A 25,164-nucleotide genomic window follows, 5' to 3' on the forward strand; every position below is an offset into this window, starting at 1 on the left:
CCGCACGTCCCGCGGCAGAGCGAATGACAACGTTGCCAAAGGCTGTGCCGCGCGACGCCGCATGTCAAGCCCCGCAGCCCGGAGCGGGATGTGATCGCGCCCGGCGTCCAGCCAGCGTTCCGGTCCCGTCACGGGGCCCGTCGTGGCCGTAGCGAACGAGGGAACAGCGGTGGGCGAACGCCTCCCCATCCGTATGGATATGGCCGCCCCGCGGCGTTCCACGCGGTAATCGGAGCGAATGTGGCCGCTTGTCCGTCGTGCCCTGGCGTCGACTTTCCGCCATGCCGATTTCCGGCACCAGCAGGCGCCGCGACGGCACGCACCCTCCGTGAAGAGTCTGGCCACCGCGAACTCACGGCCTCAGTAGGGATGTTATGAAGAGATCCGTGACACTGCGTGGTGTGGCCGCCTCCCTTGTGATGTTCGCCGGACCGCCGGCACTGCCCGCCCAGGCGCAGGCCGGCGATGCGGACGGCCTCTCGCTCGCGCAGGCGCGCAGTCGGTGCTCGACGGCCCCGGATCGATACCGGATCCCGACGCCGGCCCGGCGGCCCGTTGCAGAAGCGACCGGCCGGGGACGGCGACCTGGCCGACGTGATCGACCCGGCGGGCTACCGGCGTGAAGGGCAGGCAGCCGACCCCCGTGTAGAAGGTGGCCGTCATCGCCACCGTGCGGGACCAGCCGCTTGTCGGTGGCGGCCAGTCCGCCGGCCACACCGGACGTCGTGCCGAGCAGACCGCCGAACACAATCGGCGACTTGGCGTTGTTCAGACCGATCAGGCAGGCGGCCAGCGGCGTACCCACCCTCACCGACCGGCGCCCACATCTCCGCACCGCTGCCGGCGACGCAATCGCTTCCGAATGCCGTCACCCCCGCTGCTCCGCCCGACACACCCTCTCCGACCTGCGAAGCATCTCCCTACTGCGTTCAACGCCTCAATGCCCGACACAGGGAGCCAGGCATATATCCGACATTTGAGGTATGCGAATCGGACAAGAGGTCGAGTCTCCTCGTGCCCCCATCACCGGATCCCAGTCATGGGGGCCGCGTTCCCGCGCCACCCACCCACGGGAGCGAGTTCGGGAGCCTGCGAGGCCCGCAACCCCAACGTGGCACGCCACCCGATCCGGCGGATGTCCCGCCCACCCGCCGCCCACCCAAATCGCACATACCTGCACGAAATCGCATATGGGGCCACCCCTGAGGATGGGAGCGAGTGGTCAAGGGGAAACAGTGGGAGCTCGCTCACTCCCACCGCTCTCAAAGCAACTCAAAGAGGCCACCCTCGCGGATGGCCTCTGAGCTGCGGTATTACCGACATCACTGTCGGGACGACAGGATTTGAACCTGCGACCCCTTGACCCCCAGTCAAGTGCGCTACCAAGCTGCGCCACGTCCCGATGCGATTCCCCCCGGTATTCCCGGGTGGCCGCGCAGGACAAACATTACCTCACTCCGAGGACCGGATCGACGCCCGTGCCTGGTGGGCGCGGTTCGCGAGTCCTTCGGCGCCGCATGCCGTGGCCAGCTTCTGCGCCCGGGCGAGCTCTCGCGGGGAGCGGATCGCGACCCCGTACTCGAAGCGGGCCAGTGCGTGTTCGTACCCGGACGGGGACGCCTCCAGGTGCCGGACCGCCTCGGCCAGCAGATGGCGGGCGTCCTCGGGGCGGGCGAACAGGGAGACGCAGCGCAGCGCCTCGCCGATCGCTGTCTCCGTACCGAACCGCTCCGCGTGCACCCGGGCCGAGGTGGCGAGTTGGGAGGCGCGGGCCGGATCGTCGTCGGCCAGGGCGCGGGCGAGATCGCCGGCCCAGGGGGCCCAGATTCCGTTGAACCTGCCGCGCGGCTCGAGCGCCTGGCCGGCCGCTTCGAGTTCGGTGACGGCCTCCTTCGTGCGGCCTTCGGCCAGCAGAAGCCGACCGCGGATGCACGGGGCGTCGGGCAGGACCATGGCACTGGGGTAGGGCAGCCCGAATTCGTACCGGTCCGCTATCGTGCGGGCCTCGGTGACGCGGCCACGGGCCAGCAGCGTGTCGATGAGCAGGCAGGCGGCGTCCCAGTGGACGGGCAGACCGCTGCCGACACGGTCGGCGAGCCGCAGTCCTTCGCGCAGGAACCCCTCTGCCTCGGCCAGGCGTCCGCGACGACGGTGGACCAGGCCGAGAAGGGTGTGTGCGAACGCGAGATGGGCGCCGCTCCAGCCGGAGATCTCGAAGGCGCGGACCGCCTCGCCGAACAGTTCCTCGGCCCGGTCGAGCTGGTCGGTGAAGGCATAGGTGATGCCGACCAGGGTGGGGAACTCGAAGCCCCATTCGGTGTCGGTCCAGCCGAGACCGCGGGCCGGATGGCCGTCGACGAGGGCGCGTTCGCAGAGGTCGATGGCGAGTTGGGAGTTCTCGCCGCGCAGCATCGCGTCGAACGCACGGATGGTGAGCAGGGCGCGTTCGGCGTTGTCGCGGCCGGCGAGATGGTCGGCGTTGCGGGCAAGCCGGCGCGAGCGGGCCGGGCCGTCCTCCTCGGCGGCCTGCATGCCCTCCCACAGGAAGTGCGCCGCCTGGAGCCGCATCCGGCCGGGGCCCGGGGCGGTGCGTCCGGCCTCGTCGGCGAGGGCGAGCGCCGCCTCCTTCAGCTGGTTGTTGTGGGAGAGGGCCGCGGCGAGCCGGAAGGTGGCGTCGACACGTACCTCGTCGTCGAGGCCGGGCAGGTCGAGGGCGGCCCGCAGATGCTGGACGGTGGTGGGCGGGGAGCTGAGCAGGGTGGCGCAGCCGAGCTCGTACAGCAGCGTGGCGCGCACCTGGTGGCGTGGAGGCTCACGCAGGGCACGTTCCAGGCAGCGGCGGGCGGCCTCGGGGGCGCCGACGGCGAGGTGCTGGCCGGCCGCTTCGCGAAGTTGCGCGACCAGTTCCTGATCGTCGTCCGGGTGGACTTCGAGGAGGTGGCGGGAGGCCGCTGCGGCGCCGAGTCCGGCCCGTGTGATCGCCCAGGCGGCCCGGCCGTGCATGGCGGTGCGGGTGGCCGGCGGGATGGAGCGGTAGACGGCGGTGGCGATGAGCGGGTGGACGAACTCCAGCGGATCGAAACCACTGACGATACGGGCGTCGCGCAGCCGTGCCGTGCAGTCGGCGGCCTCGGCGGGGCTCATCCCGGCGAGGGTGGCGGCCAGGTCCTGGGAGATGTCGGTGCCGAGGACGGCGGCGGCCCAGGCGAACCGGTTGGCGTTGGTGCCGAGCCGTTCGAGGCGGGCGACGAGTCCGCTGCCGCGGGCCGAGGCACCGAGTTCGCGCAGCAGCCCGGCCGACTCCTCCAGGGGCGGCAGTTCGCGGTCCTGCACCTTGGCGACGAGTTCGACCGCCTCGTACGGGTTGCCGCCGGTCACGGCCCACACCTCGCGGCAGAAGGGGTCGTCGGCGTGCTCGCCGAGCGCGGCCCTGACCAGTTCGGAAGTGGCGTCCGGGGTGAGGGCGCGCAGCGCGACCCGGACCTGATCCGGATGGCCGCTGCCGCCCTGGGACGTGCGCGCCGCCAGCTCGTCGGGCCGGTGTGCCTGGATGACGAGGACGGGCAGTTCGCCCAGGCGCGAGGTGAACGACGCCAGCCAGGCGAGGGATTCGCCGTCCGCCCAGTGCGCGTCGTCGATGATCAGCAGCAGCGGACGGTGGCTGAGCCGGGAGGCGAGCCGCGAGACGACCCAGTCGATGCCGTCCCGCACACCTTGCGGATCCGGCTGCGGGCCCCTGGGTTCGGCGAGTCCGAGTGCGGGCGCGGCGATCTCGTACCAGGCGCCGAACAGGCTGCGCACCTCGTCGGGCGGCAACTGGTCGAGGGCGGGCTGGAGCAGTTGGCGTACGACGTGGAACGGCACGGACGTGACCGTCTCACCGCCGCGCGCGGACCAGACCGTGCATCGGTCCGTCGCGATGGTCTCGATCTCGGCGAGCAGTGCGGTCTTGCCGATGCCCGCCTCGCCACTGAATATCAGCAGCCCGCCGACGGCCTGGGCGCCGCACAGGGCATCCACGGCCTGTTCGGCGGCGGCGAGTTCCGGTTCGCGCTCGTACAGCGGCCGGGACGGCTTCATGCCTACCCTCCCCATAGTGGTACCGATGACTGCCGAGACTAGTCGTGCGCGAGGGCCCACCGACAGTGGTTCGGACAGTTCGTCGCAGGTGCGGGGCACAATCGAGGAGTGGACGAGACTCGCAGGGATCGCGACGCCGAGGGCCGGGCGCGCAATGCGCGCCCGCGTGACGGGCTGGGGCGCCCGCTGCCGTACGGATCACCGGGGGTGGAGCGGCAGCCCGAGGGGGTGGTCCGGACCCCCCAGGAGACGCTGCGGGAGGGCCAGCGTCTGCTGGACGCGGGGATGCCGTTCCATGCGCACGAAGTGTTCGAGGATGCGTGGAAGTCGGGCCCGGCGGCGGAGCGGGAGTTGTGGCGGGGTCTGGCCCAGCTGGCGGTGGGGCTGACGCATGTGGCGCGGGGTAATTCGACGGGCGGGGCGCGGCTGTTGCGACGGGGGGCGTCGGCGCTCGCGAAGTTCGCGGACCCGTCGCCGTACGGGATCGGGATCGGTGCGCTCACCGGCTGGGCGGAGGATCTCGCCGGACGGGCGGAGGCATCGGACGGGCAGCCGGTGGACGCGGCCGCGGAGGCGCCCCGGCTGCGACGTGGAGGCTGCTGAGCCGGATGATTGTGGTCGTTTTCGGCTCCCGTGGCCGGGACCGGTCAACACGGCGCCGCGGAGCCATTACGATCGCGCGTCATGAGCACTTCTGACCAGGACCAGGCCGTCGACGCCCCGATATCCGCCGAGCCCGCCGACGACCACGACGACACCGAGGACACCGAGGACACCGAGGACACCGAAGGCACGGATGCGACCGCGGAGCGCAGACTGACACCGCGTCAGGCCAGACGGCTGCGGATCGCTCTCTCCTCGGTCGGCATGGTGGCGATGGCGGTCGTGCTCGGACTGCGGATCGCGAGCCGGTCGTCCGTGCTGGTGGTCGGGGTGTACGGGCTCGCGCTGATCCTGTGCGGGGTCGTGATCGAGCTCAGCCGCAACGGCCGGACCCGTCTCGGCAGCTGGCTGCTGGCCGTCGGGCTGGTGGCGGCGATCGGTTCGGACTGGCTGCTGATCCCCTGAACCTCCGTCCGAGGTCCGCGGAACGGAAGGCCGTGAGCGTTGCGGCCGCGCCGCGCTGTTCCTGCCGCAGTCGTTCCCGGTGACCGTCAACGCGATGAACCCTGCGTCGTTCGCACCGGTGGGTGCCGGTCCCGGCCACAGTGCGGTGGTTCGTCGCGCGCCGTCCGCACAGCACGCCGTCCGCGCACGGGAACGTCCGTGAGCAGACGGAGACCACGGCAGACATCGTCCGGTGCGACGGCTGCGGCGGCCGCTTCAGGGCCTTCCCGAACCCTCCGGTCCGGGAGGGCCCTGCCGTGCGGTCAGCGCAGGAGCAGTTGGATTCCGCCGAGCACGGTCGCGCCGATCACCAGCCGTTCGAAGAGCTTCTGGTTGATCCGGTCCACGGATTTCCGGCCGATCCAGGCACCGGGAACGACGAACAGCAGCATCGCGGCGTCCAGCAGCAGTGAGCGGGCGTCGATGAGGCCGAGGCCCACGCTGAACGGCACCTTGGACGTGTTGACGATCAGGAAGAACCACGCCGACGTACCGAGGAAGCCGAGCTTCCGGAAACCGGCCGAGAGCAGATAGAGCGACATCACGGGGCCGCCCGCGTTGGCGACCATGGTGGTGAAGCCGCCGAGCACTCCGTACGAACGGGCCTTGAGCCGGCCGGTGCGGGACGAGCGGCCGGAATCCTGCTGAGGATCCTCGGCCTCGGCGCCGGAACGGCGCCGCCAGACGGTGACGCCTGCCATGAAGAGCAGAATCGCGCCGATCGATGTTCTTACGGCGTCGTCGTCGGCCCACACCATGAAGAGCGTGCCGGCCACCACGCCCACGGCGACGGCGGGGAACAGCCGCAGCAGCGTCGGCCAGTGCGCGTGCCTGCGGTAGGTGAGGACGGCGAGCACGTCGCCTGCGATGAGGATCGGGAGCAGCACTCCGGTGGACTCGCGGGCCGGGAGCACGGCCGCGAAGACCGCGAGACTGATCGTGTTGGCACCACTGACGGCCGTCTTGGAGAAGCCGACGAGAGCGGATGCCGCGGCCAGCGCCGCCAGTTGCCAGAGTGTGAGGGTGTCCATGCCAGGAACAGATGGTAGTCGCACGCATTTCGGGCCTGGTTCGAGCCCTCGCCCGACGCCCGACTTTGCACCGGCTCATCCGATGTGTTGTCACACGAACCCCTCCCTCCCCCTCACAATTTCCGGACGCTATAAGGGTGTTGCACGTCAGAACTCTTGACCCCAGGTTGACCTCGTTGCAAGCATCGGATGTCTCAGTGGGCAGCTCGGTTGACTCCACCCACATCGGCCCCGGGCGAGAGGGCGACGGCCATGGCATCCGTACCGCACAGCCGCACATCTCCGGCACATCGATCGGCGGGCAGACCACACACCTCACCGGCGGGCCGCAGAGGGACCCTGTTCTGTCTCTCACTGGCCCTGGCGATGGCAGCGGCACTCCTCGGCGCACCTGCCGCCACCGCCGAGGTCCAGCATCCTCGCCAGCAGTGGATGCGCGAGTCCACGGCCGGTCTGTTCCTCCACTGGGGCATGTTCACCGCGCCCCGTCACGTCGACTGCCAGGCGTGGGAGCACGACGTCACCGCGGGCGGCTGGTCCGCCGACTACTGGGTCGACGAGGCCCGCAAGGTCGGCGCCTCGTACATCGTCCTGGCCACCTTCCACAGCAGGCTGGGCTACGCGCGGCCGTGGCCCTCGAAGATCCCCGGCAGCTGCTCCACGGAGCGCGACTTCCTCGGTGAGCTCGTGAACGCGGGCAAGGCCAAGGGCATCAAGGTCGAGCTGTACATGACCGATGATCCGCAGTGGCACAACGAGGTGCCGGGAGTGCAGACGCTCGACTCGGACGCGTACTCCGCGTACAAGGGCGAAAAGGTCGATCTGACGACACGCGAGGGGTTCGGCCGGTTCAGCTACGACCAGTTCTTCGAAGTGATTGAGAACTACCCGGATCTTGCGGGGTTCTGGATCGACAACGACAACGAGTACTGGGAGAGCCATCACCTCTACGAGCAGATCCGGGCGAGGCGTCCGTCCTGGTTGTTGACCAACAACAATGAGGACACACCGATCATGGACACGGTCAGCAATGAGCAGAAGACCGGCACGACCCCGGCGTACGACTATCCGTCGGCCGCGTTCACGCCGATGCCCCGCGTCTCCGAGGGTGACTACAAGCTGCCGACCAGCGGCGACTGGTGGTACGACGGCAAAGACCACCCGGTGGACTTCCGGCTGAGTACGGGCAGGTACATCACCAACGCGGGCTCGTCCATGAAGTCGCTGATGGCGGAGACCGCGATGGTGAACGGCAGGTTCCCGCCGAGCCAGCAGGCGTACAACGACTTCATGGCCGAGTGGACCGCACCGATCCGGTCCGCGCTGCAGGGCACCGAGGGCGGCGGCTACATGTACGGCGGGATGCAGCCCGGCTTCTGGAACGACGGCGCACACGGTGTCATCACCGTCGGGCCCGGGGCGCGGACCCAGTACGTGCATGTGGTGACCCGGCCCAGAACGGATCTGGTGCGGCTGCGGGACAACGGGTACCGGGCGACCGAGGTGACCGACGTACGCACCGGGAAGGCAATGGCGTTCAGCCAGTCCGGGGGCTACCTGACGATCCTCGGGATCGCCGACTGGGACCCGTACGACACGGTGTTCCAGGTCGAGACGGACGGCCTGCAGCAGTCCTACTACCCACAGAACTCCCTGCGGGCCACGGCCTCGTCCTCGGCCGACGGGCACCCGGCCGCGGACGTGGTCGACGGAAGCCACGAGAACTACTGGGACAGTGACGGGAAGCTTCCTGCGTCCGTGACGGTCGACCTCGGCAGCCCCCGGAAGGCGACCTCGCTCGCGGTCAGTCAGCGCGAGTGGTCACCGACGCACGCCCGGTCGACATTCGGCCGACCGGAGGACTCCGCGCGGATCAAGGACTACACGGTCTCGACGAGCGACGACGGCAGGCGCTGGAGGACGGTCCGTACCGGGGCACTGCCGAGCGCCCGAGGAGTGCAGTTCATCGACATCGGTGAACAAAGGGCCCGCTATCTGAAGCTGGACGTACGGAACACCTGGGCCGGTCCTCAGGCGCCGGACTTCTTCGGCCGGCTCAGGATCGACGAGATCAAGGTGGCCCACGGGGCACCGGTGTCGGGCTCCGCGCAGGTGCCGCTGGAGGCGGAGTCGCGGAGCAACGCCCGGGACGGCGGTGTACGAGCGTCCGCGTGCGGGGCCTGTTCGGGTTCGTCCCGCCTCGTCGGGTTCGGCGGCGGAGCACGTAACTCCGTGACGTTCCGCGACGTGACGGCCGCCGAAGCCGGGAACCACCGGCTCCAGTTCGACCACACCGCCGGGTCCGCGACCTCGTTGTCGGTACGGGTCAACGGCGCCGCGGCCATCGATGTGGCGGTGCCCGCGGGCAACCCGGACGTACCGGGGTCCACAGCTGTCTCCGTGCCGCTGGTCGCGGGCGCCAATACGGTCGAGGTGTTCAGCAGGGCGGCCCGGGGGCCGGGCCTCGACCGGATCGCCGTCGGACCGCTGCCGCCGACGTCGTACGTGCCCAAGACGACAATGACGGTCGATCCGCACGGGCTGCAGTGGGTCGGCGCCGGGCAGCAGTCGGTCAAGGTGACGGCGAAGCTGCGGCTGGACGCCGACGACATTCTCGACGGTGTCCAGCTCGCCCCGAAGGTTCCTGCGGGCTGGTCGGTCGACGGCGGTCCGGCGACGGCGTCGTCGATGCGGCTGGGCGAGACGATCGAGGCCGGCTGGACGCTGACCTCGCCGCCCGGCGCGGATATCGGGTCGACGACGGTTCCCGTCACCGCGGCCTTCCTGACGCTCGGAACACCGCACGAGGTGACGCAGAGCGTCGGCGTCCGGCCGCGCCCGGCGGACCGGGTCTTCATGCGCGAGGCCGAGGACTCGCGGAACACGCTCGGCACCGCGGGTCCGACCGGCTGCTCGCCCTGCTCCGGCGGCGAGAAGGTGCGCAACATCGGGGGCGGCGCGGGTGCCGATGTCCGGTTCCCCGATATCACCGTGGACCGGGCCGGCACCTACCCGCTGTTCATCGACTACACGGTGAACGGGGATCGTTCGTTCCTGGTGAGCGTCAACGGCGGAGCGCCGGTCGAGGCGGCGGTGAGCGGCATCGGGAACAGCACCCCGGAGACGACCACCGTTCCGGTGACGCTCGCCGCGGGCGCCAACACGATCAGGATCTACAACGACGAGGAGTCCGCGCCCGATCTCGACCGGCTGTCGCTGGGACAGCCGTAGGCTCGTCGGCGGATGCATATCAGGGGCCGTTCCTCAACGGCCCCTGAGGCATGCCCGGCGGCCGCCGGGCCGGGGACCACAGGCGGACGGCGGCGGGCAGTGCCGCCGCCGTCCGAGACCCCGATCGGCACCGTCCGATGAGAACGGCCTGCCGGCCCCCGGACGCAGGCCCCGGCCCCGCCGCCGTGAACGCCGTGGACGACGCGCGGGTGATCGCTATGCTGCGACCCAAGCGCTCACACGAAGCGTTCAAACGAACAGTGCGCAGCGGTACGGCGAGGGGGCAACAGCATGCGGGAGCCGGTTGAACTCAGGCGTCAGCGAATCCTGTCGGTGGTGCAGTCGAGGGGCGCCGTCAAGGTCAGCGTGCTCGCCGCCGAGCTGGATGTCTCGGTGGTCACGATCCGCCGCGACGTCGAGGAGCTGGCCCGGGTGGGGCGGCTGCGGCGCGGGCACGGCGTGGCCCGTCCGGTGATCGACGCGCCGGAACCCGCCACGGTGCCGGCGGCGCGGGCGCAGGAACCGGCCGGGGACGGCGCTGCGGTGGCCCTCGTCGTACCGGAGCGGCACTCGTACCTGTACGAGACGCTGCACGGCGCCCGCACGGTGCTGGAGGAGGCCGGGATGCGGATCGCCCTGCACATCGCGCCGCAGTCGGCGGGCGCCGAACGGCCGCTGGTGGAGCGGGCGCTGGCGGACGGGGCGCGCGGGCTGCTGATCGCCCCGCGCTGGCGTCATGCGCGTTCGGAGGAGCTGGAGTACGGCTGGCTGGCGGAGGTGGGGGTGCCGACCGTACTGATGGAGCGGCGGCCCCGGCCGGGCAGTGCACTGCACGCCCTGGACTCCGTCTGTTCCGACCACTGGTACGGGACGCATCTGGCCGTCGACCACCTCGTGTCGCTGGGCCACCGCCGTATCGTCCTGGCCGCCCGGGACGACAGTCCGACGGCACGCACCATCCGGACGGCGTTCGCCGAGATCGCGGCGGCGAGGCCGGAGGTCGAGGACTGGTCGGTGGTGCTGAGTTCGCCGGAGGCGGTGCCCGGCCCGGGTCCCGAATCGCCGGGCTCCGAGGCGCCCGTACCCGGAGACGACGGCGCGGCAGTCGATCTGGCCGCGCTGCTGCGCGAACGGGGCGCGACGGCCGCCGTGCTGCACGGTGATGTCGACGCACTGATGCTGGTGCAGCGGCTCGCGGAATGCGGGGTGCAGGTGCCGCGCGACTGTTCGGTGGTGGCGTACGACGACGTGGTCGCCGCCCTGGGCAGCACGCCGCTGACCGCGGTGGCACCGCCGAAGGCGGAGATCGGGCGCGCGGCGGCCGAGCTGCTGCTGCACCGGCTCGCCGGGTCCGCCGACTCCACCGGTCCGGTGCGCAGGACGGAGCTGCTGCCCTCGCTGAAGATCCGTGGATCGGCGCAGCGGCTCACCCCTCTCGGGAAATGAGCGTTTGACCGCTTTCATTTTCTTCTGAGCGATCTATTGACCCGTACCGATCAGCCGATCAGGATTCCCCGTGTCTCGAATCAGGAGCCGCGGGAGGCACCCATGCCTGATCGACAGAGCCGTCGATCCGTGCTCGCCACGATCGCCGCCCTGCCGCTGACCGGCGCGCTCAGCGCCTGCAGCAGCAGTGACGGAGCATCACAGTCGGGCAGCACGAGCAACACCAGCACCATCAGCAACAAGGGCGCGCAGCGCGCCACGCACATCACCTTCTGGTCGGCGCTGCGCGGCAGCCAGGAGGTCGTGGACGCGTTCAACCGCACCCACGACCTCATACAGGTCGACTTCCAGCAGATCCCCACCGGGGGCCAGGGCGGTTACGCCAAGCTCAGCAACGCGTTCCGGGCGGGCAACGCCCCGGACGTCGCCACCATCGAGTACCCCCAGGTCCCCGGCTTCGCCATCGACGGTGTCGCCCGCGAACTGACCGATCTGATGGGTGACGGGCTGCGCGCCAAACTGCTGCCGCAGGCGCTCGGACTGACCACGTTCGAAAAGCGTGTCTTCAGCGTGCCGTTGGACATCGAGCCGATGATGATGCACTACCGCACCGACCTGTTCCAGCAATTCGGACTCGAAGTCCCGCGCACCTGGGACGAGTTCGAGGAGACGGCCCGGACCGTCCGCCGCAAGGCCCCGGACCGTCGGCTGGCGACCTTCGCCACCGACGGTGCCATGCAGTTCGCTGCGCTCGCCTGGCAGGCCGGCGCCCAGTGGTTCGACACCTCGGGCGGCGCCTGGAACGTGTCGCTCACCGATGAGCCGACCCGCCGCGTCGCGTCGTACTGGCAACGGCTGATCGACCAGGACCTGGTCTTCATGAACGCCGTGGACAGCCGCCAGAGCGACGCCCAGATCAGCAACGGCCAGGTCCTCGTCCGGCTCAGCGGCGCCTGGGACGCCGGCGCGCAGATGAACGCCCGTCCCGCCCAGAAGGGCAAGTGGGCCGTGGCCCCGCTCCCCCAGTGGGATCCGGCGAAGCCGGCCGTCGGCACGCACGGCGGCTCCACGTTCGCGGTCACCAAGGACAGCCGGCACCCGGAGGCCGCTCTGGAGTTCATCGAGTGGCAGGTGTCGCACCCCGACGCACTGCGCGCCCGGCTCTCCAGCGGCAGCAGCAGCCAGTACCCGGCCGCCCCCGGTCTCGTCGCTGTCGGCCGCAAAGCCTTCGACCGCAGCTACTACGCGGGCCAGGACATCTACACGGTCTTCGAGGCGGAGGCGCACAAGATCCGCGACGGCTGGATCTGGGGGCCGCGGATGACCGCCACCGGAAAGGTGATGCAGGACGGCTTCGCACGCGCGGGCGGCGGCCAGGGCTCTCTGGTCGACGCGGTGCGCGCCGCCCAGCAGGGCACCATGCCGGACCTCAGGGCGCTGGGCCTCGCCACCACCGAGCGCAGCAGCTGACCCCGTTCGCCGTTCCTTCCCCCGTTCCCAGCAGCAGAGAGGCAGGTGACACGCATGACCACCCCCGCTTCCACGCCCACGATCGCCCCCGTGCGCCCGGCGGACGCCCGGTCGGCGGCCGCGCCCGCGCGCTCCACCCTCAGGTCGGCCCGGCGCCGTGAACTCGGCGCCTGTGGCGCCCTGATGACTCCGTTCTTCGTCCTCCTCGTGACGGTCTTCCTGATCCCCGTCGGGACGGCCGTCTGGCTCAGCTTCTTCAGCGCCGACCAGCCGGGACTCGGCTTCGGTCCGGAACGCACGGTCTTCGTCGGACTGCGCAGCTACACGGCCGTGCTCACCGACCCGACGTTCCTCAGCAGCCTGGGCACCGTCTTCCTGTACTGCGTCTTCTACATTCCGGTGCTGGTGATCGCCGCGCTCGCGCTGGCGCTGCTGCTGGACTCCGGGGTGGTGCGGCTGCGTTCATGGGCCCAGCTCGGGCTGTTCCTGCCGCATGCCGTGCCCGGCATCATCGCCGCCGTGATCTGGCTGTACCTGTACACGCCCGGGCTCAGCCCGGTGATCGACCTGCTCGGCAAGGCCGACATCACCATCGACTTCCTCGGCGTGCACACCGTTGTGCCGTCCATGGTGAACATCGCTCTGTGGAGCAATCTCGGCTACAACATGGTGGTCTTCTACGCCGCTCTGCAGGCCGTGCCCCGCGAGGTCATCGAGGCCTCGGTCGTCGACGGCGCCGGACCGGTCCGTACCGCGCTCCAGGTCAAGGCGCCCTTGGTGCGTTCGTCCATCGTCATGGTGGCGATGTTCACCCTGATCTTCGCTCTCCAGCTGTTCACCGAGCCGATGCTGCTCAGCCAGTCCACCCCGGTGATCAACTCGCGGTTCTCCCCCAGCATGTACATCTACGACGCGGCCTTCACCCGTAACAACTACGGCCTGGCCGCCGCCGCCTCGGTCGTCCTGCTGATCTGCACGATCGCCCTCTCCTACGGTGTCACCCGCTGGACCAACCGCGCCAACACCCCCGAGGAGGACGCCCGATGAGCACCACTACCCGTACGGCCGCCACGCTGCGGCCCCGGCTTCTCGGCCGCTCCGTCGTCCAGGTCGTGGTGGGCATCTCGGTGCTGTACACGGTGCTGCCGGTGCTGTGGCTGGTGCTGGCGGCGTCGAAGGGCCGGGACGCCCTGTTCGGCAGCGATGTGCTGTCGCTGAACCACTTCGCCTTCGTGCAGAACCTCAAGGACCTGTTCGCGATGGACGGCGGACTGTACGGGCGGTGGTACGGGAACAGCCTGCTCTACGCGGTGCTCGGCGCCGCGGTCGGCGCCCTGGTGAGCATCGCCTGCGGCTACGCCTTCGACAAGTACCGCTTCCCGCACAAGGAGAAGCTGTTCGGGCTGGTTCTCGCCGCCGTCATGGTGCCGCAGACCGTGCTCGCCCTACCGCTGTATCTGATGGCGTCCGGCACCGGCCTGGTCAACACCTTCTGGTCGGTGTTCATCCCGGTGCTCTTCAATCCGTTCGGTGTGTATCTCGGCCGGATCTTCAGCCAGGGGTACGTGCCGAACGAGGTACTCGAAGCGGCGCGGGTGGACGGCGCCGGCGAGCTGACCACCTACTTCCGCGTCGCGCTGCGGATGCTCGGGCCCGGTCTGGTCACCGTGTTCCTCTTCCAGCTCACCGCCATCTGGAACAACTTCTTCCTGCCGATGGTGATGCTTTCCGACCAGGACCTGTATCCGGTCAGTCTGGGGCTCTACACCTGGAACAGTTCCGCCACCGTGTCACCCGAGTACTACCCCGTCGTGATCATGGGCTCGCTGCTCGCCGTTCTGCCGCTGATCCTCGCCTTCGCACTGCTCCAGCGGTTCTGGAAGTCGGGGCTCACCGCGGGCTCCGTCAAGTAGCCGGGCCGCCCGGACCACTTCCGCACCAGGAGAGAGATGCCCAGCACGACCCCCACCGCACCCCGTCGGCCGCGCGCCGCCGTCGCCATGAAGCCGGAGGCCGCGACCGCCGTCCTCACGCCCCGGGCCCTGGCCGCACTCGCCGAGGTGTGCTCCCTCGCCCCGCTGCCCGTCCTCGACGACCTCACCACCGAACGGGCCCGCGCCGCACTCGCGGACGCCGAACTCCTGATCACCGGCTGGGGCTGCCCGCCCATCGACGAGGCGGTGCTGGCCGCGGCGCCCTGGCTGCGCGCCGTCGTGCACACGGCGGGCTCCGTCCGCGGACATGTCACCGAGGCCTGCTGGCAGCGGGGCATCGAGGTGTCGTCGGCCGCCGCCGCCAACGCACTGCCGGTCGCCGAGTACACGGTCGCGATGATCCTGCTGTCCGGCAAGCGGGTCCTGGAGCGGGCCCGCGACTACCGGACCGAGCGCCGCCGCGACGACTGGCTGCGCACCTCACCCGAGGTCGGCAACTACGGCCGTACCGTGGGCATTCTGTCCGCCTCGCTGATCGGCCGGCGCGTCATCGAGCTGCTGCGCCCGTACGACCTGCGGGTGCTGCTGCACGATCCGTACGTCTCCGAGGAGGACGCCGCCGAGCTGGGCGTCCGGCAGGTCGGGCTCGCGGAACTGTTCGCGCAGAGCGACGTGGTGAGTGTCCACACCCCGCTGCTGCCCGCCACCCACGGACTCGTCAGCCGTGAACTGCTCACCTCGATGCGCCCGGACGGGGTGCTCATCAACACCTCGCGGGGCGCCGTCGTCGACCAGGACGCGCTCACCGACGTACTCCGGCAGCACCGGATCCGCGCGATTCTCGACGTCACCGACCCCGACGCGCTGCCGTCCGCGCATCCCTTGTGGGAGTGCGACAACGCCCTGATCACCCCGCATCTCGCGGGCTCGCAGGGCAACGAGTGGCAGCGGCTGGCCGACCTGGCGGTCCACGAGATCGGCCGCTGGGCCGCGGGCGACGGCTTCGCCCATCCCGTACGACGCGAAAGGCTGGCATTCCTCGCATGACCTCCTCCCTTGAACTCCCCTCCGACGACCGCGACCTGAGCCCGTACACCGGCTACACCCGGGCGCACTGGGAGGCGGCGGCGGACGGTCTGCTGCGGGCGGCCTGGCAGTGGTCGACCCCCGGCCGCGCCCTGCTCGACCTGCCGGGGCGGCCGTCCGGATCCGGGGTACGGTCCGACGGGCTCGAGGGCTATGCCCGTACGTTCCTCGCGGCGGCGTTCCGGGTCGCGGGCTCAGACGGGAAGGATCCGCACGGCTGGCTCGACCGGTACGCCGACGGACTCGCCGCCGGTACGCGGACGCCCGGCCGCGACGACCTGGAGTCCTGGCCGCTGATCCTCGACCACCACGTACAGGGCCAGCCCATGGTCGAGTCCGCCTCGGTCGCGATCGGGCTGCGGCTGACCCGCCCCTGGCTGTGGGACCGGCTGGACCCCCGCGTCCAGGACCGTGCCGAGGAGTGGCTGCGCGGCGCCCTGCGGCACACCCCCGCACCGAACAACTGGTACCTGTTCCCCTACTCCGTTGCCGCGTTCCTGGAGTCGGTGGGCCGCGGTGACGCGGAGACCGTCCGGGCGAAGGAGCGGGCGCTCGGCCTGCTGGAGGGCTGGTACTGCGGACAGGGGTGGTACTCCGACGGGGACCACCGCGCCTTCGACCACTACAACGGCTGGGCGCTGCATCTGTACCCGGTACTGGACGCACATCTGTCGGGCGACACCGAACTGTCGGCGCACTTCGGCTCCCGGCTGCGCGAACACCTGGACAGCTTCTCGCTGCTGTTCGGCGGCGACGGCGCGCCGATCCACTTCGGCCGCTCGCTGACGTACCGGTTCGCGGCCGGTGCGGCGGTCGCGCTGGGCGCCGTCACCGGGCACACCCCGCTCTCTCCCGGCGCCTCGCGGCGGGTGATCAGCGGAGCGCTGCGTTACTTCCTGGACCGCGGCGCGACAGGCACGGACGGGCTGCTCAGCCTGGGCTGGCACGGCCCGCACGAGGCGACGCTGCAGCACTACTCGGGCCCCGCGTCCCCGTACTGGGCGTCCAAGGCGTTCGTCTCGCTGCTCGCCCCGGACGGCCATCCGCTGTGGACGGCGACCGAGGAACCCGCTCCCAGCGAGGGTCCCGACCGGGTGGTGGCGCTGCCCGCCCCCGGCCTGCTGATCCAGTCCACCCGCGCGGATGGCATCGTGCGGCTGCACAACCACGGCAGCGACCATGTCCGGCCGCACGAGGGCGAGTCGGGCGTGGAGGACGATCCGCTGTACAGCCGCCAGTCGTACTCCACGGTGTCGGGCCCGACGTCGAAGGCGAACGCGGCGGACAACCATCTGGCCGTCGTCGTCGCGGGGGTGCGCAGCAGCCGCCGCAGCATACGTCCGCTGGGTGCCGGACAGGGTGACGACTGGGGCTGGGCAGCATCCTGGCACCGCCCCGTCTTCACCTCGGGTCCGCCGATGGTGCCGGGGCTGCGGGTGGAGAGCGTCACGGTGGTCCACGGCCGGTACGAGCTGCGGGTGCACCGGGTGCTGGGTGCGCCCGCCGCGACACGGGTGGAGCAGACGGGCTGGGCGACCGGTCCGGACGACTCCGTACGGTCCGAACTGCACGGCCTGCACGGCTGGGAGACCCGGGACGAGGTGCGGGCGCCGCAGGGCACGGCGCACACACGCTGGGCGGTGGTACCCCGGCTGTCCTGCGACGCGGAGGGGACGCTCCTGCTGGTGTCCCTCGCATCGCTGACGGCGGAGCCGGACGCGACGGCGCTCGCGGCAGCGGTCAGCGGTGTGAACGTGGACGGCGACACGGTCGAGGTCGGCTGGGCGGAGGACGGGGCGACGACCCGAATCGACTTCGAACCGTTGACGGTCCAGCACGGCTGACCATCCGTCCGCCGGACGGCCTCATGGCCGTCCGGCGGACGATCCCGCACTACGCGTCGACGCGGATCACCACCACCAGCGTGCGCGGGCCGTGCACGCCCTCGACCCGTTCCAGCTCGATGTCCGAGGTGGCGGACGGCCCGCTGATCAGGGTCGTCGGCCGCTCCGGCACCAGCCGGCGCACCGCCTCCGGCACCCCCACCTCGACCGCCGACAGATCCACCACGCACACATGCAGGTCGGGGACGAGCGACAGCGCCCGCCGCCCCTGGTCGGGCGAGCCGTCGAGGAAGATGGTGCCCGTCTCGGCGCAGCCGACGGCCGCCCCGGTGACGACGCCGTCCAGCGCGTCGAGACGGGGCGCAGGAATGTCGGCGTGGTCCTGCTGGATCTCCCCGTCGTACGCGTCGAGCCACCGCTCGTCGAGCCCGGCGGGCACCCCGACCTTCCGGGCACCGTGTTCCCGCAGCACCTGCGCGATCACTTCGGCGGTGCGGTCGGCGGTGCAGGCGTGCACATGTGCCTTGTAGTCGACGAGCCGGCCGGTGAAGAGCGCGAGCCGCTCGTCGTCGGGGAGTGTGCGGCCGGTCCGGTAGTCGCGCGGGACGGCCGTGCCGGGGGTGGGTGCGAGAGCGAGTGCGTCCCGGATCCGGCCGAGCACCGTGGCGCGTGCGGTCGTCACTTCTCCTCCTCCTGCTGCTGGTTCCTGCCGTCCTCGGCCGCGGCCCGCAGGGTCGCGGCGCCCTCGTCCGACGCCAGCCAGGCGCGGAAGGACTGCCTCGGCGGCGCCGCGGTGTCCCGGCTGTCGCTCCACCCGTTGAACGGGGGCGGCAGATGCGAGATCTTCCCGTCCCGCCCGCCGAGGATCCGGCCGAGCCCCGCGGCCTTCTGCGCGGCCGTGAACAGCTTCGGCCGCTTCATCACGCCGGCCGCCGCCTTCATGGCCAGCTTCTCCGCCGTCGCGCCGGTCTGTTCGGTGTGCTGGTGGCGAAGCTCGACCAGCAGCGACGGGATGTCGATCTTGACCGGGCAGGCGTCGAAGCAGGCGCCGCAGAGACTGGAGGCGTACGGCAGGGAGCTGTTGGGGTCGTCCTTGGCAGCGTGCATCCCGGCGAGCTGCGGGGTGAGGACCGCACCGATCGGTCCGGGGTACGTCGATCCGTACGCATGGCCGCCGGCCCGCTCGTACACCGGACAGACGTTCAGACAGGCCGAGCAGCGGATGCAGTTGAGCGCCTCGCGCCCGATCCGGTCGGCGAGGGCGGCGGTGCGGCCGTTGTCGAGAAGGACCAGATGGAAGTCCTGCGGTCCGTCGCCGGGCGTGACCCCCGTCCACATCGAGGTGTACGGGTTCATGCGCTCCCCGGTCGAGGAGCGCGGCAGCAACTGCAGGAAGACTTCCAGGTCCTGATAGCGCGGCAGCACCTTCTCGATGCCCATGACGGTGATCAGGGTGTCGGGCAGCGTCAGGCACATCCGGCCGTTGCCCTCGGACTCGACGACGGACAGGGTGCCGGTCTCGGCGATGCCGAAGTTGGCGCCGGAGACGGCCACCTTCGTCGTCATGAACTTCTCGCGCAGATAGGCGCGGGCCGCGGCGGCGAGATGGGCGGGTACGTTGTCGAGCCGCGGGTCGACGCCGGGGATCTCCTTGAGGAAGATCTGGCGGATCTCGTCGCGGTTGCGGTGGATGGCGGGCACCAGGATGTGCGACGGCTTGTCGTGGGCGAGCTGCACGATGAGCTCGGCGAGGTCCGTCTCGTACGGGGTGATGCCGATCGATTCGAGGTGCTCGTTGAGGCCGATCTCCTGGGTGGCCATCGACTTGACCTTGATGACCTCCTTCGATCCGGTCGCCCTGACGAGCCGGGCGACGATCTCGTTGGCCTCGACGCCGTCGCGCGCCCAGTGGACGGTACCGCCGCGCTCGGTGACCTTGCGCTCCAGCTGCTCCAGGAGTTCGGGGAGCCGGTTCATGGTGTCGGTCTTGATCGCCGAGCCGGCGTCGCGGAGCTGTTCCCAGTCGGGCAGTTCACCGGTGACGTTGAGCCGCTTGGCACGGATCGTGCGGGTGGCCTTGCCGAGGTTGCGGCGCAGTTGCTCGTTGCGCAGCTCGTCGTGGGCGGCCGCGGGGAACTTCCGGTCGCCGCGCAGATGGCCCGTCCCGTACGGGGAGCGGGGTGGGGTGGCGGGCATGCCGAGGAAGGTGCTGCTCATCGGACGGCCTCCGTCAGGACGTACGGCGAGGTGCGGGTGGAGGAGAGGATCTGCGCCAGGTGCAGGGTGCGGGTGCCCGACTTGATGCGGGAGAGTCCGCCGCCGATGTGCATCAGACAGGACGAGTCGTTCGCGGTGCACACGGCGGACCCGGTGGTGGTGATGTTGCGCATCTTGTCCTGGAGCATCGCGGTCGAAGTCTCTGCGTTCTTCACGGCGAAGGTGCCGCCGAACCCGCAGCAGGAGTCCGCCTCGGGAAGTTCGACTAGGTCGATGCCGTCGACCGCGCGCAGCAGTTTCAGGGGCTTCTCACCGAGGCGCAGCATCCGCAGGGAGTGACACGTCGGGTGGTAGGTGACGCGGTGCGGGAAGTACGCGCCGACTGCCGTGACGCCCAGGACGTCGACGAGGAACTCCGACAGCTCGTACGTCCGGGCCTTGACCGTGGCGACGCCCGCGCGGAGCGCCGCGTCCCCGTACCGTTCGGCGATGATCTCGTGCTGGTGGCGGACCGATCCGGCGCAGGAACCCGAGGGCATGACGACGGCGTCGATCGACGCGTCGCCGAACTGCTCGGCGAAGTTCCGTACGAGCGGGACGGATTCACGCTGGTAGCCGGTGTTGACGTGCATCTGGCCGCAGCAGGTCTGCTCGGGCGGGAACACCACCTCATGACCCAGGCGGGCGAGCAGGACCGCGGTGGATTTCACCGCCTCGGGGAAGAGCGTGTCTCCCAGACAGGTGGCGAAGAGTCCGATGCGCATGGAGGCTCTCCCATCGTTTCTCTGGCCTTTGTATGGTCGGACCATACTAGCCTCGGTCCGGTACCTGAAGAGGCGGGAAGATGCGAGAGGGGCGGTGCGCGTGCGCACCGCCCCTCGTTCGGCCGACGTCCTGCGGGCTATTCGTTCTCGTCCACCAGCGTGCCGTGCAGGCTGCGGATGTGCCGCTCGACCAGATCGGCCGCCTTCGCCCCCTTGCCCGCGCGCACCAGCCGCAGCAGTTCGGTGTGCTGGGCGTTGAGCCCGGCTGCCGTGGCCGGCCAGTCCTCGGCCTGTTCCAGCGCCCGCAGGATCAGCGAACGCACGGACTCGCGCACGGCGGAGGTGAGGGTGGAGGTCAGTTCGTTGCCGGAGCTACGGGCGATCTGGACGTGGAACCGGGTGTCCAGGTCGTTGAACTCGGCCACGCCGACGCCCGGCTCCCCCATCCGTTCGAGCAGCTGCTGCGCTTCGTCGAGGTCCTCCGCGGAAGCGTGTGTGGCCGCCGCCTCGAAGCTGGACCGCTCCAGCACGACGCGCGCTTCCAGGACGTCCTCCAGGCTGTAGCTGCCGAGCGCGAAGTGCAGCCGCAGCAGCCGGCCCAGGGCGTCGTCGGGGTTGCGAACGATCCGCGCCCCGGCGTCCGGACCACGGCCGGGCTGTGCGACGAGCACCCCGATCGTCTCCAGCACCCGCAGCGCCTCACGCAACGCGGACCGGCTGACTCCGAGGACGGGCGCGAGTTCACGCTCGGGCGGCAGCCGGTCGCCCGCCTTCAGTTCTCCGGCGAACACCCGCTCCTCGATGCTCTGGAGCACGAGCTCATGCGTACGGGACTGCCGTACGGGTTGCCACTCGACGGGCATCGTTCACCCCCTGCCTCGACCTTTCTCCCACTATGTCACACACGCCATGTGGTCGGACCAAACGTTTGGCGCACCGTGGCCACCTCCGTCGCCTGCCGCCGCCCGCGAGGCTCCGGGCGGCAGCGCGACCACGATCAGTGCGTTCACGGCGATGTTCCGCCGAGCACCGGGCCCTGCCCCGTCGGCGTACTTCGCCGACGGGGCAGGGCCGACGTGAGGCGGGTTCAGTCGGCGAAGGAGCCGTGCCGGCCGGCGCCGTTGCCGAACCGGTCCGCGCCGGTCTGTGTCTCCCCCGCGGTCAGCGGGACCATTCCGTGCCGGTACTCGGCCGCCAGGGCGTCCGGTTCGGAGAGGCCGTGCTGTTCGCGAACGGAAAGCCTGTCGTGACGCACGCACAGCTGGGGGAACGCGGCAATCTCCCGGGCGAGTTGTTCCGCCGCGCGACGCGCCTCCCCCCTCGGCACGAGCCGGTTGGCGAGCCCGATGTCGTACGCCTCCGTCGCCGGGACCGGCCGGCCGGTGAGGATCAGGTCCATCGCGCGGCTCTCCCCGATCAGGCGCGGCAGCCGCACCGTGCCGCCGTCCACGAGGGGCACCCCCCAGCGCCGGCAGAAGACACCGAAGACCGCGTCCTCCTCGGCGACGCGCAGGTCGCACCAGACGGCGAGCTCCAGGCCGCCGGCCACCGCATGTCCGGAGACCGCGGCGATGACGGGTTTGCTCAGCCGCATCCGGGTGGGACCCATGGGTCCGTCGCCCTCGGCGAGGACCTTGTTGCCGCGTTCCGTGCCGATGCCCTTGAGGTCCGCTCCGGCGCAGAAGGTGCCACCCTCGCCCCACAGCACGGCCACGGACGCATCCGGGTCGGACTCGAATTCCCGGAAGGCGTCCGCGAGTCGGCCGGCGGTCGGGCCGTCGACGGCATTGCGGACCTCGGGACGGCTGAGGACCACCGTGAAGACGGGGCCGTCGCGCTCGATCCGTACGGCGGGGTGTCCGGTCGTCATTCGCCCTCCCACAGGGGGTCGCGCAGGGCTCGCCGGAGGATCTTTCCGACCGGCGAGTACGGGATGGTCTCGACGAAGTGCACGGTCTTGGGCACCTTGTAGCCGGCCAGCCGTGCGCGCACATGGTCGCGCAGGGCCGCTTCGGAGACCTCCGCCCGCGGGCGAAGGGTGACGAACGCGGTGACCGCCTCGACCCAGGTGGGGTCGGGGGCGCCGACGACGGCGCACTGCGCGACCGCGGGGTGGCTCGCGAGGGCATCCTCGACCTCGCGCGGGTAGACGTTGTAGCCGCCCGTGATGATCATGTCGCTGCTGCGGTCGACGAGATGGAGGTAGCCGCGGTCGTCGAAGCGTGCGAGATCGCGGGTGCGGATCCAGCCGTCGCCGGTGAGGCTCGCGGCGGTCAGCTCCGGCGCGTTGTAGTACCCGGCCATCGTGAACGGGGCCCTGACGCGGACCTCGCCGATGGCGCCGGGGGCCACCGGGGCGCCGTCCTCGTCGGTGAGGACGAGCTGCGCGTCGACCGCCGGGTGCCCGGCGGCGCCGAGCAGTTCACCGCCCGCGGCGTGGTCGTCCTTGTCGAGCACGGTCAGGCACAGCGGTGCCTCGGTCTGCCCGAAGTACTGGACGAACCTGGGGCCCCAGGCATCCAGTGCATGCTCGATGAGCGGGCGCGGCATCGGGCTGGCCCCGTAGACGACGGTCCGCAGCCGGGCGAGGTCGGCGCTCTCGGCCTTTCCTCCGGCGAAGAGCATGCCGAGCATGGTGGGGACGAGGTTGACGGCGGTCACCCCGTAGCGGGAAATGGCCGACAGGTACTCGTCCGGGTCGAACCCGCCCAGGACGACGGAGGCGCCTCCGCGCACCCAGTACGGCAGCACGAAGGTGCCGCTGGCGTGGATGAGCGATGCGGCGTGAAGCATCACGTCGTCCCGGCCGGGTGAGACGAGGTTGGACAGGATGTTCGCGGTGATCGCGGCATAGCCGGCCTGGGTGTGCTGGGCGGCCTTGAGGGTGCCGGTGGTGCCGGACGTGTAGAGGATCAGGATCACGTCGTCCGGCGCCGCGGGCAGCATCGGGTCGGCGGGGCTCGCCTCGCGCATGGCGGCCATCAGGTCGAGATGGTCGGCCCGGGCGGACCCGCCGAGCCGGGCGAGCGTCAACCCCGGTACGGCGGCGCCGAGTCCGAGAGCGCGCTCGGCGAGTTCCGGCCCGTACACCAGGAGGGTCACTCCGGTGTCCTGGACCATCCGGATGTGTTCGGCGGCGGAGAGGCGGCCGTTGAGCGGAACGCGGGCGGCGCCGGCCTTCAGGCAGGCGAAGTCGACCGAGACGGACCACAGCCCGTTGCCGAGCAGCAGCCCGACCCGGTCGCCACGGCCGACGCCCAGTCCTGCGAGGACATGGGCCAGGCGGTTGGCGGCCTCGTCGACCTCCGCGTAGGTGAGGGAACGGTTTTCGAAATGCACGGCGGTACGTCCTGCGAAACGCGCGGCACCGCGGCGAACCAGGTCTACGGCAAGCATGCGCCGGACGATAGACCCGTCACATACAGTCCGTCCAGACTGTTTGTTCATTCCCTGGGGTGTCGTACGCTCGCTGCCATGCCCGCTCCACGCCGCACCCAGCAGCAACGCCGGGAGGAGACCCGCCGGCGACTCCTCGATGCCACCATCGACTGCCTGGTCGAGCACGGCTTCGCGGGCACCACGACCCAGCGGGTGCAGGAGCGGGCGGGCGTCTCCCGCGGCGCGCTGCTCCACCACTTCGCTTCGAAGGCCGATCTGCTGGCGGCCGCCACCCACCATGTCGCGGAGCTGCGTCTCGCCCACATCCGTACCGAGACGGGCAACGGCGCACCGAACCGCGAGAAGGGGCTTGCACTGCTGCGCACGGCGATGTCGGGCCCGTACTTCCTCGCGGGCCTGGAACTGTGGCTGGCGGCCCGCACCGACGCTGACCTCAGGGCGGCGCTGCTTCCGGCCGAACGCGAAGTCGGTGCGGCCCAGCGTGCGGTGATGGCCGATGTCTTCGGTCCGGAGACGGCCGCGCGCGAGGACTTCGCCCTGCTCTGCGAATCGCTGCTGGTCCTGCACCGCGGCCTCGCCCTCACCAGTGTGCTGCGCGAGGACCCGACCTTCGGCGACGAACTGCTGCGGCTGTGGACGGACCGGTTTCTGGGGGCTCAGCCCTGAGGCCCCCGCAGATCGTGGACATACCAGTTGAACAGGGCGCCGTCCGCTTCCGCGACCTGCTTGAGGTACGTGAAGCCGGCCCGCCGCGCGACCGCCACCGACGCCGCGTTCTCCGGGTCCGCCTTGATCACTCCCTGCCTGGCACCCGCGGCCGCCGCGTATCCACGGACCAGGGCGACGGCGCGCGTCGCAAGTCCCTTCCCGCGCCAGGCGGGATAGAGGCCGTAGGCGATGCTGACCTGCCCGGAGGTCAGGTGCGCCGTGTCGAACCGCAGGTCGATGGTGCCTGCCAGCACCCTCCGGTCCCCCGCCCGTATCCCGAAGGCACGCAACGGTCCGTCGGCAGCCCACTGTTCCATGCAGAGCGCGACGTACTTCTCGACACCGGCCCGGGTGCCGGGACCGCCGGAACGGGACGCGATGGACGCCACGATCTCTCCGTAGTGGACGGGGGTGACCGCGTTGACCGCCGCGACGACGGGGATGGTGGCCTGTCCGCCACAGGTGACCATGTTGACGTTGGAGGCACCGAGGTGCTCCGTCAGGTTGACCGCCGGCACTCTCCAGGCGCATCCGACGTTTCCGCTCTTCCCTCCGGAGGGAGGCTCGGGCGGGTGCGGCACGGCCCCCGTCACCGGCCGACGCCCCGGACATCACCGCATTGCTCGCCTCCCTGATCGCCGCCCTCTTCACCGCCGATCCGTCCTGCCGTCGCATCATGACCGCCCCCGCCGTGGAGGACACCGCGGCTCAGGAGCGGTACGCCGCCGGAGGCTTCCGCCCGGTGGCCGAAGCCGATCTGCACGAAGGAACCGTCGTCCTGATGGTGGTCGAGCCCGTGCAGGTCACCACCATCGCCACGGCTCTGGACGAGATGCCGCACTGACGC

Annotated in this window: 21 protein-coding genes, 1 tRNA gene and 1 pseudogene; 11 read left to right on the plus strand and 12 right to left on the minus strand. The window is 70.7% G+C overall.

Annotation, left to right across the window (positions count from 1 at the left end; translation table 11 throughout):
- Window positions 1-352: 352 nt before the first annotated feature.
- The 3 genes from OG878_RS05435 to OG878_RS05445 all read right to left on the minus strand — a co-directional run bounded on the left by OG878_RS05435 (window position 353) and on the right by OG878_RS05445 (window position 4,080).
- Window positions 353-835, minus strand: coding sequence for a hypothetical protein (locus tag OG878_RS05435; RefSeq protein ID WP_328885698.1), 483 nt, complete (start codon window positions 833-835; stop codon window positions 353-355).
- Window positions 836-1,328: 493 nt separating this feature from the next.
- Window positions 1,329-1,402 (minus strand) — tRNA-Pro (locus OG878_RS05440).
- 50 nt (window positions 1,403-1,452) lie between these two features.
- Complete coding sequence (locus OG878_RS05445) at window positions 1,453-4,080, minus strand: ATP-binding protein (protein WP_328885699.1); 2,628 nt, start codon at window positions 4,078-4,080, stop codon at window positions 1,453-1,455.
- Window positions 4,081-4,188: 108 nt separating this feature from the next.
- On the opposite strand from OG878_RS05445, the gene OG878_RS05450 reads away from it, so the two are divergent.
- Window positions 4,189-4,683 carry a DUF309 domain-containing protein gene (locus OG878_RS05450; RefSeq protein WP_328885700.1) on the plus strand — a complete coding sequence of 165 codons (495 nt, stop codon included), beginning with the start codon at window positions 4,189-4,191 and terminating at the stop codon, window positions 4,681-4,683.
- A gap of 81 nt (window positions 4,684-4,764) precedes the next feature.
- The gene (locus OG878_RS05455; RefSeq protein WP_328885701.1) at window positions 4,765-5,148 is read left to right on the plus strand and encodes a hypothetical protein; all 384 of its coding nucleotides are present in this window, start codon (window positions 4,765-4,767) and stop codon (window positions 5,146-5,148) included.
- A gap of 302 nt (window positions 5,149-5,450) precedes the next feature.
- Here the strand turns inward: OG878_RS05455 and OG878_RS05460 are convergent, their stop codons facing one another.
- Window positions 5,451-6,218, minus strand: a complete 768-nt coding sequence (locus OG878_RS05460) for a sulfite exporter TauE/SafE family protein (RefSeq protein WP_328885702.1) — start codon at window positions 6,216-6,218, stop codon at window positions 5,451-5,453.
- A gap of 366 nt (window positions 6,219-6,584) precedes the next feature.
- On the opposite strand from OG878_RS05460, the gene OG878_RS05465 reads away from it, so the two are divergent.
- The 7 genes from OG878_RS05465 to OG878_RS05495 all read left to right on the plus strand — a co-directional run bounded on the left by OG878_RS05465 (window position 6,585) and on the right by OG878_RS05495 (window position 17,229).
- Entirely contained in the window at window positions 6,585-9,449 is a 2,865-nt protein-coding gene (locus OG878_RS05465) for an alpha-L-fucosidase (RefSeq protein WP_328885703.1), read from the plus strand.
- Window positions 9,450-9,740: 291 nt separating this feature from the next.
- On the plus strand, window positions 9,741-10,895 hold the full coding sequence (locus tag OG878_RS05470; protein ID WP_328885704.1) for a substrate-binding domain-containing protein: 1,155 nt from the start codon (window positions 9,741-9,743) through the stop codon (window positions 10,893-10,895).
- 102 nt (window positions 10,896-10,997) lie between these two features.
- Entirely contained in the window at window positions 10,998-12,365 is a 1,368-nt protein-coding gene (locus tag OG878_RS05475; protein ID WP_328885705.1) for an ABC transporter substrate-binding protein, read from the plus strand.
- Between the two features lie 54 nt (window positions 12,366-12,419).
- Window positions 12,420-13,412, plus strand: coding sequence for a carbohydrate ABC transporter permease (locus tag OG878_RS05480; protein ID WP_328885706.1), 993 nt, complete (start codon window positions 12,420-12,422; stop codon window positions 13,410-13,412).
- Window positions 13,409-14,278, plus strand: coding sequence for a carbohydrate ABC transporter permease (locus tag OG878_RS05485; protein ID WP_328885707.1), 870 nt, complete (start codon window positions 13,409-13,411; stop codon window positions 14,276-14,278). The genes OG878_RS05480 and OG878_RS05485 overlap by 4 nt, the downstream gene beginning before the upstream one ends.
- Before the next feature lie 36 nt (window positions 14,279-14,314).
- Window positions 14,315-15,346 carry a hydroxyacid dehydrogenase gene (locus OG878_RS05490; protein ID WP_328885708.1) on the plus strand — a complete coding sequence of 344 codons (1,032 nt, stop codon included), beginning with the start codon at window positions 14,315-14,317 and terminating at the stop codon, window positions 15,344-15,346.
- A complete protein-coding gene (locus OG878_RS05495; protein WP_328885709.1) occupies window positions 15,343-17,229 on the plus strand; it encodes a DUF2264 domain-containing protein in 1,887 nt (628 codons plus the stop codon). Before OG878_RS05490 ends, OG878_RS05495 begins: the two co-directional genes overlap by 4 nt.
- A gap of 49 nt (window positions 17,230-17,278) precedes the next feature.
- Here OG878_RS05495 and OG878_RS05500 read toward each other — a convergent pair whose 3' ends face one another.
- The 6 genes from OG878_RS05500 to OG878_RS05525 all read right to left on the minus strand — a co-directional run bounded on the left by OG878_RS05500 (window position 17,279) and on the right by OG878_RS05525 (window position 23,606).
- On the minus strand, window positions 17,279-17,911 hold the full coding sequence (locus OG878_RS05500; RefSeq protein ID WP_328885710.1) for a LutC/YkgG family protein: 633 nt from the start codon (window positions 17,909-17,911) through the stop codon (window positions 17,279-17,281).
- Window positions 17,908-19,446: a LutB/LldF family L-lactate oxidation iron-sulfur protein gene (locus tag OG878_RS05505; RefSeq protein WP_328885711.1), complete on the minus strand. Its 1,539-nt coding sequence runs from the start codon at window positions 19,444-19,446 to the stop codon at window positions 17,908-17,910. Before OG878_RS05505 ends, OG878_RS05500 begins: the two co-directional genes overlap by 4 nt.
- Window positions 19,443-20,210: a (Fe-S)-binding protein gene (locus tag OG878_RS05510; RefSeq protein ID WP_328885712.1), complete on the minus strand. Its 768-nt coding sequence runs from the start codon at window positions 20,208-20,210 to the stop codon at window positions 19,443-19,445. The genes OG878_RS05505 and OG878_RS05510 overlap by 4 nt, the downstream gene beginning before the upstream one ends.
- 137 nt (window positions 20,211-20,347) lie before the next feature.
- The gene (locus OG878_RS05515) at window positions 20,348-21,073 is read right to left on the minus strand and encodes a FadR/GntR family transcriptional regulator (RefSeq protein WP_328885713.1); all 726 of its coding nucleotides are present in this window, start codon (window positions 21,071-21,073) and stop codon (window positions 20,348-20,350) included.
- A 224-nt stretch (window positions 21,074-21,297) separates the two neighbouring features.
- Complete coding sequence (locus tag OG878_RS05520) at window positions 21,298-22,080, minus strand: crotonase/enoyl-CoA hydratase family protein (RefSeq protein ID WP_328885714.1); 783 nt, start codon at window positions 22,078-22,080, stop codon at window positions 21,298-21,300.
- On the minus strand, window positions 22,077-23,606 hold the full coding sequence (locus tag OG878_RS05525; protein WP_328885715.1) for a class I adenylate-forming enzyme family protein: 1,530 nt from the start codon (window positions 23,604-23,606) through the stop codon (window positions 22,077-22,079). The genes OG878_RS05520 and OG878_RS05525 overlap by 4 nt, the downstream gene beginning before the upstream one ends.
- 78 nt (window positions 23,607-23,684) lie before the next feature.
- On the opposite strand from OG878_RS05525, the gene OG878_RS05530 reads away from it, so the two are divergent.
- A complete protein-coding gene (locus OG878_RS05530; protein WP_328885716.1) occupies window positions 23,685-24,275 on the plus strand; it encodes a TetR/AcrR family transcriptional regulator in 591 nt (196 codons plus the stop codon).
- Here the strand turns inward: OG878_RS05530 and OG878_RS42195 are convergent.
- Complete coding sequence (locus OG878_RS42195) at window positions 24,266-24,634, minus strand: GNAT family N-acetyltransferase (RefSeq protein ID WP_443049236.1); 369 nt, start codon at window positions 24,632-24,634, stop codon at window positions 24,266-24,268. The genes OG878_RS05530 and OG878_RS42195 overlap by 10 nt on opposite strands.
- A gap of 12 nt (window positions 24,635-24,646) precedes the next feature.
- Window positions 24,647-24,835, minus strand: a pseudogene (locus OG878_RS42200) (acetaldehyde dehydrogenase (acetylating)); the annotation flags it as partial.
- Window positions 24,836-24,936: 101 nt separating this feature from the next.
- Here OG878_RS42200 and OG878_RS05540 point away from each other — a divergent pair.
- Complete coding sequence (locus tag OG878_RS05540) at window positions 24,937-25,161, plus strand: hypothetical protein (protein ID WP_328885717.1); 225 nt, start codon at window positions 24,937-24,939, stop codon at window positions 25,159-25,161.
- The last annotated feature ends 3 nt before the right edge of the window (window positions 25,162-25,164 follow it).

This window comes from Streptomyces sp. NBC_00316, assembly GCF_036158715.1.
Taxonomy (GTDB): domain Bacteria; phylum Actinomycetota; class Actinomycetes; order Streptomycetales; family Streptomycetaceae; genus Streptomyces.

Excerpts from the sequence above, each read along its gene's own strand:
- OG878_RS05530 (WP_328885716.1), top strand. The coding sequence starts at position 23,685 with ATGCCCGCTCCACGCCGCACCCAGCAGCAACGCCGGGAGGAGACCCGC.
- OG878_RS05475 (WP_328885705.1), top strand. The coding sequence starts at position 10,998 with ATGCCTGATCGACAGAGCCGTCGATCCGTGCTCGCCACGATCGCCGCC.
- OG878_RS05460 (WP_328885702.1), bottom strand. The coding sequence starts at position 6,218 with ATGGACACCCTCACACTCTGGCAACTGGCGGCGCTGGCCGCGGCATCC.
- OG878_RS05515 (WP_328885713.1), bottom strand. The coding sequence starts at position 21,073 with ATGCCCGTCGAGTGGCAACCCGTACGGCAGTCCCGTACGCATGAGCTC.
- OG878_RS05490 (WP_328885708.1), top strand. The coding sequence starts at position 14,315 with ATGCCCAGCACGACCCCCACCGCACCCCGTCGGCCGCGCGCCGCCGTC.
- OG878_RS05470 (WP_328885704.1), top strand. The coding sequence starts at position 9,741 with ATGCGGGAGCCGGTTGAACTCAGGCGTCAGCGAATCCTGTCGGTGGTG.
- OG878_RS42195 (WP_443049236.1), bottom strand. The coding sequence starts at position 24,634 with ATGGAACAGTGGGCTGCCGACGGACCGTTGCGTGCCTTCGGGATACGG.
- OG878_RS05465 (WP_328885703.1), top strand. The coding sequence starts at position 6,585 with ATGGCAGCGGCACTCCTCGGCGCACCTGCCGCCACCGCCGAGGTCCAG.
- OG878_RS05455 (WP_328885701.1), top strand. The coding sequence starts at position 4,765 with ATGAGCACTTCTGACCAGGACCAGGCCGTCGACGCCCCGATATCCGCC.
- OG878_RS05485 (WP_328885707.1), top strand. The coding sequence starts at position 13,409 with ATGAGCACCACTACCCGTACGGCCGCCACGCTGCGGCCCCGGCTTCTC.
- OG878_RS05445 (WP_328885699.1), bottom strand. The coding sequence starts at position 4,080 with ATGAAGCCGTCCCGGCCGCTGTACGAGCGCGAACCGGAACTCGCCGCC.
- OG878_RS05520 (WP_328885714.1), bottom strand. The coding sequence starts at position 22,080 with ATGACGACCGGACACCCCGCCGTACGGATCGAGCGCGACGGCCCCGTC.
- OG878_RS05525 (WP_328885715.1), bottom strand. The coding sequence starts at position 23,606 with ATGCTTGCCGTAGACCTGGTTCGCCGCGGTGCCGCGCGTTTCGCAGGA.
- OG878_RS05510 (WP_328885712.1), bottom strand. The coding sequence starts at position 20,210 with ATGCGCATCGGACTCTTCGCCACCTGTCTGGGAGACACGCTCTTCCCC.
- OG878_RS05495 (WP_328885709.1), top strand. The coding sequence starts at position 15,343 with ATGACCTCCTCCCTTGAACTCCCCTCCGACGACCGCGACCTGAGCCCG.
- OG878_RS05480 (WP_328885706.1), top strand. The coding sequence starts at position 12,420 with ATGACCACCCCCGCTTCCACGCCCACGATCGCCCCCGTGCGCCCGGCG.
- OG878_RS05505 (WP_328885711.1), bottom strand. The coding sequence starts at position 19,446 with ATGAGCAGCACCTTCCTCGGCATGCCCGCCACCCCACCCCGCTCCCCG.